The organism is Dyadobacter pollutisoli (genome assembly GCF_026625565.1).
GTDB lineage: Bacteria > Bacteroidota > Bacteroidia > Cytophagales > Spirosomataceae > Dyadobacter > Dyadobacter pollutisoli.
On sequence record NZ_CP112998.1, the window covers coordinates 1,825,915 to 1,841,315 of the forward strand.

A 15,401-nucleotide genomic window follows, 5' to 3' on the forward strand; every position below is an offset into this window, starting at 1 on the left:
AACATTTTGTGTCCGGGGGGTGAATTTATTATTCGTTTTTTAGGTCAATGGCACTTCACCAGATACGGATTTACAGCTACCTTTGCGATATGTCACAAATGATTCCGCAAAATCTGATTGAAATCATGATCCACAATGCCCAGGAGGTACAAAATGACCTGGGAAAGGATCACGTACCAGTTGTAAAGTTGTATTCTAAATATGGTAAGGCAATTTGGCTGTTATCCGAGCTTGACCCCGTCAACAACATCGCATTCGGTCTTTGCGACCTGGGTCAGGGCCAGCCTGAACTGAGCTACGTGTCACTGACAGACCTCGCCAGTATCAAACATGCACGCCTAAAAGTGCCTATGGTGGAAACTGACCATCATTTTGAAGGTAAATATCCGATGAGTACCTACCTGAAAGCCGCCAAAGCCGCCAAGCGCGTTGTGGAAGATGATGCTTTGCTTTCGGGAATGTAACTGCTCAGATTATTGTCAGATCTCTACAGAAGACTGAGTATTGTTTCAATTTTCTGTGTATGGTTTAGTATGTAGGTATAAAAAAGTGCTACTGAAACAGACAAAAGGTTACCTACCAGATAATAATCATTGAATTTATTAGAATCACTGCCGGTGCTTTCGTCGTGTTTCAGCCTCGTCGCAAGTTTGAGTGCACTGAAAAAGGTCAATGCGGGAGCGAGGTCGTTAAAGAGAAAAAGTAGGAGAAACATTCTTTCAATAAAACCTTTCGCGACGGATTTGAAATCAATTTTGGTTTTTTGATAAAAAATCTGGGCAATCGCGGAGAAGAGAAACCCGAGCACAATCTCAGAGGTAAGCACTGCGGCAATAACGAACAAAACTGATAACATTTTTATAAGATTAAATAGTGTATGACTTCCTTAATGGCAATATATTCATTAATTTTTAGACTTTTCTCTCTCTTCCAAATTTGAGAGCGCGTCTTGCCAGTTTCAGTCGCCACCTTCTTATAATCCTTAAATGTCAGAAAGTCTTTAATCAGCGGGTAGTCTTTGCCCGCTTTCCAGTTGTCTGTCAGGCTCTGGTAAATTGCCAGGCTATTATTCAAAGCCTTACCAAGGTTTGTATCGTTAATCTCGACAAAAAACCTGCCCTTATTTCCCTTGGCTTCTATCAATGCTTTTCTTGCGTTGGTGAGACCCTCACCCAGCATTCCATAAGCGATTTGTGGATTGATCGGCGTGTCAATTTCTCCTTCCACTAATACATATCTCAGTTTGAATTCATATTGATCGCGAATAATCCGCTCTTCGATGCCGAAAATGATCTCGATGGCCGATTTTAGGCTCTTGGCAACACTTTGAAATTCATCGCCCAATGTTATCGTCAAAGGCGATAATAGGTGACGTTTGTGCCGGCTATTAATATCATTGACCAACCGTTCAAAACTTACCATAAGTGCCTTCTGATCGCTTTTTCGGCTGTTAATGATGTCTGCCATTAAAATGTAACGACTCTTTTTCATGATTTTTGTTTCACAAATAGTGAAATAGATTACTTTATGTCAAAAATACTGAAATAAATGTGTTTATGTCAGAAATAGTGAAACAAATCTTTTTTCCAAATTCCTTTCTTTCTTGTCCTAGTTCAATGCCGGGGGCCTCTGGCGGGTGCTACATTTGTATCATTAAAAACAGAAACACTTAACAGAAAAGAAAATGGAAAATACAATCAACGGGATACATCACATTACAGCCATTGCAGGTGATGCCAAAAGAAATTACGATTTCTATACCCGCGTATTAGGTTTAAGAATGGTGAAAAAAACTGTCAATTTTGACGATCCAAATACATATCACTTCTATTACGGTGACGGCAACGGAACTCCCGGAACCATCCTTACTTTTTTTCCATGGGGTAGTCAGATACCAGCAGGTAGACGCGGAACAAGGCAGGCAACTGAAATTGGATACTCGGTACCGGAAGGCAGCCTTGATTTCTGGTTGAAAAGATTGGACGATAACCACGTTACCTATAACAAAGTGTCGGAGAAATTCGGTGAACAGTACCTTACTTTCCTTGATCCTGATGGTTTGAAATTTGAACTTACTGTTCCGAAAACAGCCGATAACCGTACGCCCTGGGAAACCAGCGAAGTTACCGCTGAGCACGCAACCCGCGGTTTTCATAACATTACGATCACAAGCAACAAAATTGAAGAAACAGCGAAAATTCTGACCGATATTTTTGGTTACCGTTTGGTGGAACAACAGGTTAACAGGTTCCGTTTCGTTACCGATGCCGTTGAGACCGCAGCGATCGTGGACCTTGTGGAAGCGCCTGGCGAGAGAGCAGGTCATGTGGCCGGCGGCTCCGTTCACCACGTAGCATTCAGGGTAGCCAATGATGATATTCTAATGGAGTTCCGTAAAAAAGTACTGGATGCCGGTTTACAGATCACCGATAAAATCGATAGAAATTACTTCTATTCCCTTTATTTCCGTGAACCAGGCGGCGTTTTGTTTGAGATTGCCAGCGACAATCCTGGGTTTGCCACTGACGAAACAGTGGAGCAATTGGGTTCAGGCTTAATGTTGCCTGCCCAATACGAGCCAGGTCGGGAACAAATCGTAAAAGTGCTTCCTAAACTGGTTTAACATCCATGTTTAAGAATTCATAACTGCCGTGTTGCCGGAGCATTGAGCGTATCATCGCACCGGCAACCCGGTTAAAATTCATTCAATATTATGTATACCCACGACAAACAAATCATAAAAAGCGGAACGCAGGCAGGCGAGGCGACGAAAGCCATCGTGATGCTTCATGGCCGAGGAGGTACGGCAGAAGATATTATTTCTTTGAAAAAAGTTTTGAACCTTGAAGGAATAGCCATCTATGCACCGAAGGCAACCAATCACAGCTGGTACCCTTATAGTTTTATGGCACCAGTTGCCCAGAACCAACCGGCGCTTGACTCAGCGTTGGATGTCGTTAACGAAGTTGTTAAGGAGATTGAAGCCAGCGGAATTGCCGCTGAGAATATCTATTTTGCAGGGTTTTCACAGGGTGCCTGTCTCACTTTGGAATACACTACCCGCAATGCCAAAAGATATGGAGGTGTTATTGCGTTAACTGGCGGCCTGGTGGGCCAGGTGCTGACGGAGGAAAACTACAGAGGAGATTTTGCAGGAACACCTGTTTTTATATCTACCGGCGATCCCGACCCACACGTTCCTGTATCCCGCGTGAAGGAAAGCATTGCGATATTGGAGCGAATGAATGCAGCTGTAACCTATGCGATTTATCCCGGGCGGCAGCACACCATTTCGGGAGAGGAAATAAAACTGGTCAATAAAACTATCTTGCAGGCACAATGAAAAATTCAGTCTTCCATCCCGCGGCCTCCCGCTTCTTCGCTGACCACGGTTGGCTGCAAAGTGCGCAAACTTTCAGTTTTCATGGGAACTATGACCCCCAAAGAATTCAGTTTGGCGCGTTGAGAGTGCTGAACGATGACACGGTGAATGGAGGGCAGGGTTTTGGTCGGCACCCGCATGATAATATGGAAATTATCTCCATTCCATTGCAGGGCACATTGGAGCATCAGGATAGTATTGGAAATGTTGCGGTGATCAATCCGGGTGAGATCCAGGCGATGAGCGCGGGAACAGGGGTTTATCATACAGAATTTAATAAAAACAAAAATGAACCGGTCACATTTTTACAGATTTGGCTTTATCCCAACGAGTTAAATGTGCAACCCCGCTACGATCAGATAGATTACAGCAAAGGCGACAAGCGTAACAAATTCCTGCAGATATTGTCACCCAACACAGATGACGAAGGCGTAGCAATCCATCAGAATGCGTGGTTTCATTTGGCTGAGATCGATGCTGGCGTCGAGACGGAATATTCTTTGAAAGACAAAGACAATGGAATTTATACGTTTCTTATTAGTGGTAAGCTTGAAGTTAATGGTCAGCTTCTGGAAGCACGGGATGGATATGGAATCTGGCCAGACACTGGGGCCAGCTTCAAGGCGGTTGAGGATTCGTTTGTGCTGGTAATGGAAGTTCCGGAACGGAAGTAGGGAAGCAGCACTCGGCCGTCGGCTATCAGCTGCCGGCTTTTTATATTTTAAATTACACAAAACCCTGCGGCCGAAAGCCGACCGCTGATAGCCAAAAAAATTATGGACAAAACCAACATTCTGGTACTGGCTGATCATCCCGAAATTCTGGAAACGATCATTAGGTTGATCAATAAAAATGAATCCTGGAATGGTGTGGGCGTAAATTCTTATGAAAATGCGGTCGCTGCATTTGAGATAGCTAAATTTGATTTAGTACTTTTAGGGGTTGGGGTTGACGATGAGGCCGAGCAGCAAGTTGTAGCCTTTTGCAAATCCGTGGATTCACGCATCGTTTGCATGCGTCATTATGGTGGCGGTAGCGGATTGTTGCATTCCGAAATTTGTCACGCCCTGGGCCTTTGAGTACCAAATATCAAATGTTTTATGTTCGAAAAGATCAATGATTACGCGTTGCGATGCATGAAATTTGAGGAGCAAGACCTCGAATATTTTGATTCGTTACTTCAATATAGAACATTTGGCAAAAAGACTTTTCTGTTACTGGAAGGTGAAGTATGCCAGTTCGAAGCATTTATTCTCAAAGGTTGCATTCGTACCTATTACATTGACAGCACCGGTGCAGAGGTTACATTACAATTTGCGATCGAGGATTGGTGGGTTAGCGATATTACCAGCTTTCAAAACCAGACGCCGAGCCATATGTACATCGAAACGCTGGAAGACTGCGAGCTGCTTTTATTATCACCCGAAAACAAGGAAAAACTGCTCGCCCGTGTTCCTGGTTTTGAAAGAATGTTCCGGCTAATGGTGCAAAGAAACCTCGCTCAGACGCAGGAAAGGCTGTTTCGTACCATTTCAAGTACTGCTGTGGAGAAGTATCTGGACTTTCTTAACCGTTACCCGGCAATTCCACAACGTGTTGCCCAACACTACATTGCATCCTACCTGGGTTTTTCTCCCGAATTTCTTAGTAAAGTAAGAAAGAAGCTGAGCGAAAAGTAAAAGTTGACGGGCCTCCGGAAACCTCCGTCCGTCATATACGGCGCAAAAAGCTCCACAAATCACCATGACCTAACGCTGATAATGCCTGTTTGTGGTATTGGAACAATAATTTGAGATTAGCTGCATCACTAATCAACAATTGTCATGTCACAAAATTCAGAAATTATAGAGGTACTGAATGATTTGATCCTGATCAACAACGATCGCGTAGTAGGATATGAAAAGGCCTATGATGAAACCGATACGGCGGACACAGATCTACGGTCGCTTTACAATAATCTGGCAAACCATAGCAGACAACACGTATCCGAATTGACCAATGAAGTAAATGCATTGGGAGGAGAGCCTGCAACCGGCACAATGGTTTCGGGTAAACTGTACAGAGTGTGGATGGACGTGAAGGCTGCATTTAGCAGTGATGGCAGAAAGACGTCACTGGAAAACTCGGAATTTGGAGAAGATGCTGCGCAAAAGGCATACGAATCAGCATTAAAATCTGAGAATTTAACACCGGATCTTAGGTCGCTGATCACACAGCAAAAAGCAACATTGAAAACTGGGCACGATACGATCAAAAGGCTTCGTGATTCCGAAAAAGTATTACACTAGGATTCATCAATAAACTAAATACAAAAAGGGCCGGATTACCCGGCCTTTTTTGCTGATGTGCTATTGTGATGATAAAGCCGTTAAAGCGGCTAATTTTTATAGGTGGTAATGACGATATCCGCATCAGATAATGCCCTGATCGAATGCGGGATACCAGCATGGAACGTCATCATCTGGCCTGGCGTCGTGTAAAAAATCCTTCCCTCGGTCTCAACCTTTAACTCACCGGCTAAAACCTGAAATGTGAGGCACTCGGAAATTGAATGATCATTCACCATGGCCCCGGATTTCAAAACAGCAATCACGATCGTAAACTTCTCTGATTTGTAAACGGTGATCGCATTACGGTCATTTTTTGCCCAGGATTTCTCCGATTTTAACTGCTCCAGATACATGGGTATGTCGGTAAAAACGTACGGCGCATTCAGAATCCTGTCACCCTCAGGCCGGTTCTCGGTAGATTGGTTTGATTTGATGTCCATCAGGGTATTTTTTTGTGTGAATAAATCGATCCTTTGCCACAACTTGATGTTAATTTACAAAGTTTGTGCCAATCGTATTCTCCTGTTTTTACCTGTTGAAAACTGCGGGCGAGCCATAAACTAAGTACTTTACCGTTCGATAAGTGAGATACCACTTAAGTAATAGGTAAACGCTTATTTTGACTTACAACTCTAAACTATTGTAAGTCCGTGGAAATTAACAACAGGGAAACTTTCGCAACCATCATATTGCTTTGTATGGTGGCTTTCTGGATCGTCTCAACATTCCGTAAGAAAATCAGGGACGAAAGAAAAAAGAAAATTTTGAAGGAAGGCGTAGAAGCTAACGCCACCATCCTGAATATCAAGCCTACCGGCGAGTACCTCAACAACCTTCCGGAGTTTCAGGTAAAAGTGAAGATCAAACCAAAAGCGGGCGACGATTTTGTTGCGGAAATGACCGAAATATTGTCTTATTCCAAATATGATTCAATGCGCCAGGGAAGCCAGGTCCTTGTCAAATATGATCCCGAGTACTATAAAAGGGTCATATTTTTACAAATAAGTGAGACATTGGCTTAAATTGTAATTTTGTTGAGGCGATAAGAATGCACTAATTTTCCTTCTTTTGATAGAATCAGATGGATATCGTATTCTCCGCTCTTCATCTTCGGCTTGTAGATCAGGCAACTGAAACCAGGAGATACCGGACGTTTGAAAGTAGTATAAAACTGTTTAAAAGCCCGCTTATAAGTGTTGTCAACTGTGAACAGATATTTCGGTTGGCTGCTTAAAGAATCAATAGCCACTGCATAAATCGCGTCATACGAGCCATCTTCCGGCGCCCAGTCGCTGTTGAAAAGAGAGATAGTGGACGTGTTCTCCAATTTTTGCACCGGTAACGAATCTGCCTTTATTCCCCAATTTGCCTGGCTAGCAGGAAATTTCTTTGATTCAAGATTTACAAGATTATTCTTGTCTGCAAAAATCAGATACTCGGCCGTTTGCTTGTCGTTGTAGATAAGCGGGTAATAAATGGTTTTGCTCCATTTGAAATTCAGCTGATTCGCTTCAATGGCCCTCCGGTACTGAACGATATTGCCATAATAAAGATAATATGTGCTAATGCAGAAGAGCAATGCCGCTGCCGCCAGAGCTGCCCGGGCTATCGGGCCAAACCGTAGTGCTGACCAATACCCGTCGTAAAATCCAAACGCAAGGACTCCAAAAAAGGCTGCGTATATCTTGTATCGGTCCATTTTGTAACCGTAAAAGTCCGGATCATTTCCTCTCGCGAATACAATCAGAAAAGCAACAAAAAGCAATGTGCTGATTCCGGCCACGCAAAACCATTGCAGCTGACTAATGTCGGAAGTCTTTCGCAATATCACCTTTATGAGCACAATTGCGATGGGCAACAGAACTACTACTCCCAAAATAGCGCTCGGTAGTATAGAGGCCACCAGGTTTGAATCCACCAGCTGACCGGCGAATGAGAGCAGCAAAATGAATTTTGTTCCAATGTTACTGGTAATATGCTCTCTGACCGAGCCTGAATGGATCGTTAAAGTAAGTAAATGGATTGCACTAATGGAAATCACAATGAAGGCGGGCAGGATATTTGCCTTACGTTTGGGAGCGGTAAAATAGATAATAAGCAACCATATCACAATCGCCGACAGCCCGTTGGCGCTGGTAAACAATGCTAGCAATGCAAGCAAGCCACTTGCATACAAATTCTTGCGGTTCAGCGCGAGGTAGAAACTCCATAGCGAGAAAAAGAGGCACGGTGCGTGTTGCAAGCTGCATGTGGCCCAGGAAATAGTGTCTTCATAATGCTGCACTTGAAAAAGCAGGCAGCCTATCGCAAAGAAGGTCAGTAGGGAAAGCTGTTTTTTAGAAATATACCGGTAAAACAGAAACAGTACCCCCGGTAGGCTCAGGTTGCCTAACACGATAAGCCACTTAATGTTGAGCTTGCCAGTAATGGTGTATTGGAGAAGCGTTAGCAGTTTGGCAAAGATAACCCGGTGTTCAAAGTTCTGCTCAAACAAAAGACCCAGCTTTTGCCGGGAGCCATCGGCCTGAACGTATTGAAAAACGAACCGGACAATATTTTCGAAGTCGTCGTAGAAAGGGAAGTCGTAAGAGAAATGGTAAACTGCAAGCCAGAATGTAGCAATGATGGCAAATAATGTGATCCAGAGAATGCTTGCAAACAATTTACGGGAGGTCGCCATTCAAAATTGTAATCGTAACGCTGATTAAGACAGGTCATTACTTGTAGAGGGTAATTAGTGTCTGCTTTCAAATATAGAAAGTTAATTTGTTATTTAACCGACTTTGAGAATATCGTGGTCAATTACGTGCGTTTTGAAATACCTTGTAATGGGCAGATTCTGGTTGAATGGAAAGTGTGAAAAAGTGTGTGTATAGTTTAAATTATAGTGTGTGCTGACCTGTTTTTATTAAGCCGTCACAAACAAACAATGAAAATAAATGCTTACCAAAGTTGTTGAGTAAGAGGTGGAATTCGGTTAGCAACCGGTTTTTATTAAAAAATCTTATAAATTGTTTAGGGGTTTACGGGAGTTGGTTGACTATACATTTGTAACCCGATACCGGAGTATCCAATGAATAGATTATTAACAGACGAGCAACTGGTTATTCAGCTTCAGGAAAGCAACAAGCGTGCTTTCGAGGAGATTTATGATCGGTACTGGTATAAGCTCTTCTGTATATCTTACCATCAGGTTGGTTCCAGGGAAGAATCGGAGGAGCTTGTACATGATATTTTTGAAAGCCTCTGGAACAAACGCCAGGAGACTGCTATAAGGAACCTGAGTACGTATCTGGTGATCGCCATGAAATACCGCATCACCAACTTCATCAAATCCCAGATTACCTGGCGAAAATATCAGGAGTACCTGATCCTGAACAAAATACATGAAACTTACTCAACGGATGAAATCGTACAATTCTCGGACTTGTCCAAAGCTGTGGACGAAGTAATGGATAAGCTGCCGGAGAAGACGAGCAGGATCTTTCACCTGAGCCGTTTTGAAAATCAGTCTGTCAAAGACATTGCAGACCAGCTTCATATTTCGGAAAAAGCGGTCGAATACCACATTACCAAGTCGCTCAAGGCGCTCAAAGAGAGCCTTTGGATGTATCACTCCAACAACTAGCATTAGCCATTGAATATGACGCCTAATTACGATATACTAATTGAAAAGTACCTGTCCGGAAATGTTACCCCGGATGAGGAAGAGTTGCTGGAAAAGTATCTAAAGGAGAATCCGGCAGAGGATAGCGAAGTTCTGATGGCCGAGAAAACGATGATCGGGAAAAGCATCAGGAAGAAGTTATTCAAAAATACGATTCATATGCATTCCGGACGGATCTGGCTCTGGCTTCCCGCGGCAGCGGCTTCCGTTCTGGTTGTTTTGGGACTTGCGTGGAGTTTTTTGCCAACCGAGAAAGGGTATCTGGCTTCTATTGTTTCGGTGCTGGGTGACAAGGAGGAAGGGTTTGAAGTAAAAAACACGTCCAGAAAGCCGCAACGACTGACATTGGAGGATGGTAGTGTAGTCATTTTACAGCCCAATAGCCGCATCAGTTATCCGGATCATTTTGGAGACCGCAAGAGAATGGTGTACCTGCATGGTGAAGCGTTTTTCAATGTCAAACGCGATCCGTCAAAACCGTTCATTGTCTCTACCGAAAACCTGGCCACGCAGGTGCTGGGTACCAGTTTTAATGTAAAATCTTATGACGGCTCGGGGTCCATTGAAGTGCAGGTAGCCAGCGGGAGGGTGTCGGTTTATGAAGTTTCGACAAATAAAACGGCCAGTGGTAATGGTGTTATCCTGACACCGAACCAGAAAATTGTTTTTGACAAAGAATCCAGAAAAATGGAGCTGGGCATCGTTAAAAATCCGGCAATGGTAAAACCGGTGGAGTCACGTCAACGGTTTGAATTTTCGGAAACACCTGTTTCTGAGGCGCTGACTATTCTGGAAGGTGCCTATGGAATTGATATTGTAATCGAAGGCGATGTTCTGAAAAACTGCTTGTTTACAGGAGATCTGAATGATCTGCCTATGTTTGAGCAGCTTGACCTGATTTGCAAGTCTGTTAATATGGAATACGAACGCAGGGGAACTTCACTGTTTGTTTACGGTGAAGGTTGTCCATAATTGATATTTTAAGGCTTTACCAATGCAAAGTGCCGGCCATGCTGTAACATGTCCGGCACCGATAATACCCTTCCGAAAGGTAGGATACCGTTTGTTTTTGAGCTGTTCAATTCACAAAAACCTTTAAAATTATGCATAAAAAAATACCCTTCAAAAGGGTTGTTTACAAAGTCATGAGCGCTACCGCTAAACAACTTTTTATTTCACTGATCTGCTGCGGGATGTCCCTGGCCCACGGCGTTTATAGCCAGGAGTTACTTAGTAAGGAAATTTCTCTAAAAGTGGAATCTCTCGAAATCAAACAGGTTTTACGGCAGATTGAAAAGCAGGCGGATGTCAAATTCGTTTATAGTACCAACAGCATTCAAGGAAAAAGCACCGTTTCGGTGAAACAGCTGCAAGGCTCGCTCAACAAAGTGCTCGACCAACTGCTTACACCATTGAATGTGTCGTATGAAGTCGTGGGAACTACCCGGATACTGCTTCGGAAAAAGAATGAACCTCAGACGGTCTTTCCAGTTGGCGCCTCAGGTTTGCGCAGTGATATCGACCGGAACATTACAGGTAAAGTCATTGATGATAAAGGTGATGGTCTGCCGGGTGTTAATATTTTGATCGTAGGAAGCCAGCAAGGCACTTCTACGGATCAAAATGGTCAGTATCAGCTGAATGTACCGGACGGTAATGTAACACTGCGCTTCTCGTTTATCGGTTTTGTAAGCCAGGATGCAGCAGTTGGCAGCAGTTCGGTGATTAATATCAGTCTTGCGCCGGATGTCAATGCATTGAAAGAGGTAGTAGTTGTCGGTTACGGAACGCAGGAAAAAAAGGATGTGACAGGCGCAGTTTCTTCTGTCAAAGGGGCTGATTTTCAGAATCTTCCTTCCGGAGGGGCGCAACAGGCATTGCAGGGCCGTGCAGCGGGTGTTAACATTATCCGCAACGGTGGTGCTCCCGGTGACGCTGGTACGATCCAGATCCGTGGGTTTGGAACGGTCAACAATGCGGATCCATTGGTGGTGATCGACGGTGTACCTGCTGGTTCCATGAATGATGTGAACCCCAACGACATTGAATCCATTGAAATTTTGAAGGACGCTTCTGCGTCAGCAATTTACGGGACACGTGCAGCGAACGGAGTCATCATCATCACCACCAAGCGTGGTACGTTTGACAATCCTATCGGGCTGACAGTCAATGGTTATGTGGGTGTGACCAACCGCATCAAGATCCTGGACGTGCTGGATGCACCTTCACTTTCATCATTGAAACAAGAGGCTTATAAAAATGATGGCCTGCCTGTTCCCCCGATCTGGCTTGACCCTCAATACCAAACTCAAAAAACAAACTGGCAAGAGGCGCTCTTGCAACAAGGCGTGACCCAGAATTACGATGCCGCCATTCGTGGAGGAGGAAAATATTCGTCTTTTTCAATATCGGGAGGCTACTATAATGAAAAAGGGATCATTGGTCAGTCCTATTACAAACGTTTAACATTTCGTGTCAATTCTGACCACAAAATAGGCTCACGGCTTAAAATCGGGCAGAATTTACAATTTACCAATACTCATAATACGTCTCCCAACACTACTTCTTCCCAAACGGGTCTGCTTTGGAGCGCTATCCGTTTTCATCCCGGACTTCCGATCCGCAATGACGACGGCTCATACAGCTCAACGCAGGGCATCGGTGCATTTGGCGACATTAACAACCCGATTTTCACAGTTGACACGCAAGATCAGAGCAATATCAGAAACCGTTTTCTGGGAAGTTTGACCGGAGAATTTGAAATTATGAAAGGCCTGAAATTACGTGCTAACCTGGCTACTGATGCTACTTTTTCGGAAAGCAACAGTTTCGATATCAAGGTTACCGATCAGTTTCGCACCAATTCCTACAATGAGCTGAACCTGACTCACGGCAAGTATTGGTCGTTTTTGCAGGAATATTTTCTTTCTTATGATAAGAAATTCGGGGCAAGCAACCTGAACCTGGTGGGAGGTTATACTTCACAAACTTTCAACAACATCTTTTCTAAACAACGTGGGCGTGAGTTTCCAAGCGAAGATCCTTCCTTGCGTTATATGCAATATGCCGGTACCATCGTTTCGGTGGGACTTTCGGATGGCGGAAACGGCGGCCGGAGCTACGATGCACTGGCCTCTTGGTTTGGACGTGCTAATTATTCGCTACTTGACCGCTACCTGCTGACAGCTACTTTCCGTTCAGATGGTTCTTCTAAATTTGCTCCCGGCAATCGCTGGGGCTATTTTCCGGCATTTTCGTTGGGATGGAGAATTTCAGAAGAAGCTTTTTTCAAGAATGCGCTGCCGATGTTCAGTAACTTCAAGCTGACAGGCGGCTGGGGACAGTTGGGTAACCAGAATGTTAACTCGCTTCAATACCTGGCGCTGATCAATCCATCGTACCGGTATGCGTTGGGAAGCGGCGGAACCCAGAACCAGGTTTCGGGTTCTGCACAAAGCCGTCTTGCCAATACGCAAATAGGATGGGAAACGGCGGAAATGAGCAATTTCGGACTGGAAGCAGGGCTTTGGAAAAACGCACTGTATTTTTCGGTAAACTACTTTATCAAGGATACGAAAAAGATGCTTCTGGCGCCTCCTGCAGTGGGAACGATCGGAACTTCTACCATTCCTGATCAGAACATCGGCCAGCTTCGTAACAAAGGATTGGAAATTGAAGCGAGCTACCGCCATTCATTTGGCGCGCTTACTTTCAATGTCAGTGGAAATGCGACGTTCATTCAAAACAAGATCACCAAACTGGCAACGCCGGGCGGATTTTTGGCTACGCAATTGTACGGCCGAGGCCAGCAGGAAATCGTCCGCACCTACGAAGGCCAGTCATATGGCACTTTCTATGGCTACAAGACGGATGGTTTGTACCAAAATCAAGGTGAAATTGACTCCGACCCTAACATTAGCAAGGATTCACGGCGTACAGACGGGCTGATCCATCCGGGGGATGTGCGGTTTTTGGATCTAAACAATGATGGTATTGTCAACGACCAGGACCGGACGATCATTGGTAACCCTCAGCCGAAAGTCAATTATGGTTTCAATGCAGGATTGAACTACAAAGGCTTTGATTTCAGCGTTTTCTTCATCGGTGTGGGTGGGAACAAAATCTTCAATGCTGACCGTATGCAGGGACTTGACGCAAGCTACTCCTTCAACTTATATGCTGAGGAGCAGGATCGCTGGCATGGTGACGGAACCAGTAACACCGTTCCAAGACTTAGCATTGACAACCCTAACCGTAACTTCCGGCCGTCAGATCTTTTTGTCGAAAAAGGAGATTTTCTGCGCCTGAAAAACTTCACGCTAGGTTATTCTGTGCCTAAATCGGTGATTGAGAAGGTGAAGCTGACCAATGCAAGAGTTTACATTACCGGCCAGAACGTGTTCACTTTTACCAAATATTCCGGATTGAACCCTGAACTTGGATTTGTGGGAGATCAAAACCAGTCGAGACAATTGAACGTCGATTATGCGCAGTATCCATTGGCCCGTACCTGGACAATAGGAGCCACATTGTCTTTCTAAACCCACGTTCAGACCTCTTAAATACGAAATAACAACATGAAAAAGATACATATACTTGCAGGATGGATTTTTCTGGTAACTGTTACCAGTTGTAATGACGACTTGCTGGAAAGCACGCCTTACGGGCAGGTTACTTCGCAGCAGTACTGGCGGAATGGCGACGATGTGATCGCGGCAACCAATGCTATTTACGCTCCATTGCTCAACGAAGACGGTTTTGCCCATACCGAATATACTTTTGACAACTGTTCTGATGACATGAACCGTGCAGGCGATCACTCGGATGAGACAGCGCTGGAAATGTTCACATTTGATGCCTCCAACTCTCACATTCTGGCAACATGGTCTACCAAGTATGAGGTAGTGTCAAGAGCCAATGCGGTGTTGATCAATGCTCCGAAAGTAACTATGGACGACGCATTGCGCAACCGTAGCATGGGAGAGGCTTATTTTTTGAGAGGGTTTATCTACTGGCGCCTTTCGCTGATTTATGGTGAAGTCCCCATTTTGACAGAAGAGGACGCCTTGGCGCAGTCTTATAATAAACCCAAAGCTACGGTAGCGGAAGTTCGCGCACAGGCTGAGGCCGATTTCCAGAAAGCGGCAACATTGCTTCCGGTATCCTACGATGATACCCAGTCGGGACGTGTTACGCAGGGATCAGCTTATGGATTTTTGACCAAACTGTATGTTTACGAAGAAAACTGGGCAAAAGCCATTGAAGCAAGTACCAAAGTGATCGGTAATGCTGCTTACAAACTGGCTGACAGCTACAACGAAAACTTTGCGCTCACCACCGAGAACAACCCGGAAATCCTGTTTTCATTGCAATATGAAACCGGCTGGACGACTGATAACTCACCAACGTTCTACCACACGCCTCAGGCATTTGGTGGCTGGGGATTTCATGAGCCTATTGATGACCTGGTACAGGAGTTCGAGAAAGGCGATCCACGTCGTTCGTATTCTATTTATAGTCCTGGCGATAAGGTAGTTCGTGGCTCGCAAGGTACTACCACATTCACCGCCGACATGACCCGGGTGACTGGTTACGCTTTCAGAAAATATACGGATTTTACGGAATCAGGAGATATGAGCCAAAGTTTGAATGCTCCTTTTCTCCGTTCATCGGATGTGTATCTGCTGGCGGCGGAGGCAAAAATCCGCTCCGGCGCAAATGGCGATGCAGAATTGAACATTGTTCGCAAACGTGCAGGACTTACTGCAAAAACCGGAGCGAAAATGGCAGACATCATGCACGAACGCCGCGTAGAGCTGGCGGGAGAGAACGAGCGTCACCAGGATCTGATGCGCTGGGACAAAGCGGGCCTGCTGGATATTGCAGCACATTACAAAATTGCAAGAGGGCCATACAAGCCAAGTCGTAACTTTGTGAAGCCGAAGCACTACTACTTCCCACTACCACAGCGTGAGGTGGATTTGAGCAATGGCATATTGAAACAAAATTCCAATTACTAAGT

Annotated in this window: 16 protein-coding genes; 12 read left to right on the forward strand and 4 right to left on the reverse strand. The window is 44.7% G+C overall.

Going from position 1 to position 15,401, the window contains the following annotated elements; genetic code table 11:
* Positions 1 to 47 precede the first annotated feature (47 nt).
* Positions 48 to 464 carry a DUF2958 domain-containing protein gene (locus ON006_RS07580; RefSeq protein ID WP_267609969.1) on the forward strand — a complete coding sequence of 139 codons (417 nt, stop codon included), beginning with the start codon at positions 48 to 50 and terminating at the stop codon, positions 462 to 464.
* Between the two features lie 23 nt (positions 465 to 487).
* Here the strand turns inward: ON006_RS07580 and ON006_RS07585 are convergent, their stop codons facing one another.
* Together ON006_RS07585 and ON006_RS07590 are read right to left on the reverse strand one after the other, a co-directional pair.
* Positions 488 to 856: a hypothetical protein gene (locus ON006_RS07585; protein WP_244819080.1), complete on the reverse strand. Its 369-nt coding sequence runs from the start codon at positions 854 to 856 to the stop codon at positions 488 to 490.
* 2 nt (positions 857 to 858) lie between these two features.
* Positions 859 to 1,491, reverse strand: coding sequence for a SatD family protein (locus ON006_RS07590; protein ID WP_244819079.1), 633 nt, complete (start codon positions 1,489 to 1,491; stop codon positions 859 to 861).
* Between the two features lie 193 nt (positions 1,492 to 1,684).
* Between ON006_RS07590 and ON006_RS07595 the strand changes: the two genes are divergently transcribed.
* From ON006_RS07595 to ON006_RS07620, 6 genes are all read left to right on the forward strand, one after another.
* Positions 1,685 to 2,623 (forward strand): ring-cleaving dioxygenase, encoded by a 939-nt coding sequence (locus tag ON006_RS07595; RefSeq protein WP_244819078.1) that lies wholly within the window; start codon positions 1,685 to 1,687, stop codon positions 2,621 to 2,623.
* A 90-nt stretch (positions 2,624 to 2,713) separates the two neighbouring features.
* A complete protein-coding gene (locus ON006_RS07600; RefSeq protein ID WP_244819077.1) occupies positions 2,714 to 3,343 on the forward strand; it encodes an alpha/beta hydrolase in 630 nt (209 codons plus the stop codon).
* Positions 3,340 to 4,056, forward strand: coding sequence for a pirin family protein (locus tag ON006_RS07605; RefSeq protein ID WP_244819076.1), 717 nt, complete (start codon positions 3,340 to 3,342; stop codon positions 4,054 to 4,056). Before ON006_RS07600 ends, ON006_RS07605 begins: the two co-directional genes overlap by 4 nt.
* 102 nt (positions 4,057 to 4,158) lie before the next feature.
* A complete protein-coding gene (locus ON006_RS07610) occupies positions 4,159 to 4,461 on the forward strand; it encodes a response regulator (protein ID WP_244819075.1) in 303 nt (100 codons plus the stop codon).
* 21 nt (positions 4,462 to 4,482) lie between these two features.
* Complete coding sequence (locus ON006_RS07615; RefSeq protein ID WP_244819074.1) at positions 4,483 to 5,061, forward strand: Crp/Fnr family transcriptional regulator; 579 nt, start codon at positions 4,483 to 4,485, stop codon at positions 5,059 to 5,061.
* Positions 5,062 to 5,205: 144 nt separating this feature from the next.
* On the forward strand, positions 5,206 to 5,670 hold the full coding sequence (locus ON006_RS07620; RefSeq protein WP_244819073.1) for a ferritin-like domain-containing protein: 465 nt from the start codon (positions 5,206 to 5,208) through the stop codon (positions 5,668 to 5,670).
* Positions 5,671 to 5,759: 89 nt separating this feature from the next.
* Here the strand turns inward: ON006_RS07620 and ON006_RS07625 are convergent, their stop codons facing one another.
* A complete protein-coding gene (locus ON006_RS07625; RefSeq protein ID WP_244819072.1) occupies positions 5,760 to 6,152 on the reverse strand; it encodes a cupin domain-containing protein in 393 nt (130 codons plus the stop codon).
* A 210-nt stretch (positions 6,153 to 6,362) separates the two neighbouring features.
* On the opposite strand from ON006_RS07625, the gene ON006_RS07630 reads away from it, so the two are divergent.
* Positions 6,363 to 6,734, forward strand: a complete 372-nt coding sequence (locus ON006_RS07630) for a hypothetical protein (RefSeq protein WP_244819071.1) — start codon at positions 6,363 to 6,365, stop codon at positions 6,732 to 6,734.
* Here ON006_RS07630 and ON006_RS07635 read toward each other — a convergent pair.
* Positions 6,731 to 8,392: a hypothetical protein gene (locus ON006_RS07635; protein ID WP_244819070.1), complete on the reverse strand. Its 1,662-nt coding sequence runs from the start codon at positions 8,390 to 8,392 to the stop codon at positions 6,731 to 6,733. The genes ON006_RS07630 and ON006_RS07635 overlap by 4 nt on opposite strands.
* A gap of 393 nt (positions 8,393 to 8,785) precedes the next feature.
* Between ON006_RS07635 and ON006_RS07640 the strand changes: the two genes are divergently transcribed.
* The 4 genes from ON006_RS07640 (at position 8,786) to ON006_RS07655 (ending at position 15,399) form a co-directional block, all read left to right on the forward strand.
* A complete protein-coding gene (locus ON006_RS07640) occupies positions 8,786 to 9,340 on the forward strand; it encodes an RNA polymerase sigma factor (RefSeq protein ID WP_244819069.1) in 555 nt (184 codons plus the stop codon).
* 15 nt (positions 9,341 to 9,355) lie between these two features.
* Positions 9,356 to 10,351, forward strand: a complete 996-nt coding sequence (locus ON006_RS07645) for a FecR family protein (protein WP_244819068.1) — start codon at positions 9,356 to 9,358, stop codon at positions 10,349 to 10,351.
* Between the two features lie 131 nt (positions 10,352 to 10,482).
* Complete coding sequence (locus ON006_RS07650; protein WP_244819067.1) at positions 10,483 to 13,920, forward strand: TonB-dependent receptor; 3,438 nt, start codon at positions 10,483 to 10,485, stop codon at positions 13,918 to 13,920.
* Positions 13,921 to 13,956: 36 nt separating this feature from the next.
* Positions 13,957 to 15,399, forward strand: coding sequence for a RagB/SusD family nutrient uptake outer membrane protein (locus ON006_RS07655; protein ID WP_244819066.1), 1,443 nt, complete (start codon positions 13,957 to 13,959; stop codon positions 15,397 to 15,399).
* Positions 15,400 to 15,401: the final 2 nt, after the last annotated feature.

Bases quoted from the DNA above. Each gene is read 5' to 3' on its own strand.
- ON006_RS07590 (WP_244819079.1), bottom strand. From the start codon at position 1,491: ATGAAAAAGAGTCGTTACATTTTAATGGCAGACATCATTAACAGCCGA.
- ON006_RS07605 (WP_244819076.1), top strand. From the start codon at position 3,340: ATGAAAAATTCAGTCTTCCATCCCGCGGCCTCCCGCTTCTTCGCTGAC.
- ON006_RS07620 (WP_244819073.1), top strand. From the start codon at position 5,206: ATGTCACAAAATTCAGAAATTATAGAGGTACTGAATGATTTGATCCTG.
- ON006_RS07600 (WP_244819077.1), top strand. From the start codon at position 2,714: ATGTATACCCACGACAAACAAATCATAAAAAGCGGAACGCAGGCAGGC.
- ON006_RS07640 (WP_244819069.1), top strand. From the start codon at position 8,786: ATGAATAGATTATTAACAGACGAGCAACTGGTTATTCAGCTTCAGGAA.
- ON006_RS07650 (WP_244819067.1), top strand. From the start codon at position 10,483: ATGCATAAAAAAATACCCTTCAAAAGGGTTGTTTACAAAGTCATGAGC.
- ON006_RS07610 (WP_244819075.1), top strand. From the start codon at position 4,159: ATGGACAAAACCAACATTCTGGTACTGGCTGATCATCCCGAAATTCTG.
- ON006_RS07625 (WP_244819072.1), bottom strand. From the start codon at position 6,152: ATGGACATCAAATCAAACCAATCTACCGAGAACCGGCCTGAGGGTGAC.
- ON006_RS07580 (WP_267609969.1), top strand. From the start codon at position 48: ATGGCACTTCACCAGATACGGATTTACAGCTACCTTTGCGATATGTCA.
- ON006_RS07645 (WP_244819068.1), top strand. From the start codon at position 9,356: ATGACGCCTAATTACGATATACTAATTGAAAAGTACCTGTCCGGAAAT.
- ON006_RS07615 (WP_244819074.1), top strand. From the start codon at position 4,483: ATGTTCGAAAAGATCAATGATTACGCGTTGCGATGCATGAAATTTGAG.
- ON006_RS07585 (WP_244819080.1), bottom strand. From the start codon at position 856: ATGTTATCAGTTTTGTTCGTTATTGCCGCAGTGCTTACCTCTGAGATT.
- ON006_RS07655 (WP_244819066.1), top strand. From the start codon at position 13,957: ATGAAAAAGATACATATACTTGCAGGATGGATTTTTCTGGTAACTGTT.
- ON006_RS07595 (WP_244819078.1), top strand. From the start codon at position 1,685: ATGGAAAATACAATCAACGGGATACATCACATTACAGCCATTGCAGGT.
- ON006_RS07635 (WP_244819070.1), bottom strand. From the start codon at position 8,392: ATGGCGACCTCCCGTAAATTGTTTGCAAGCATTCTCTGGATCACATTA.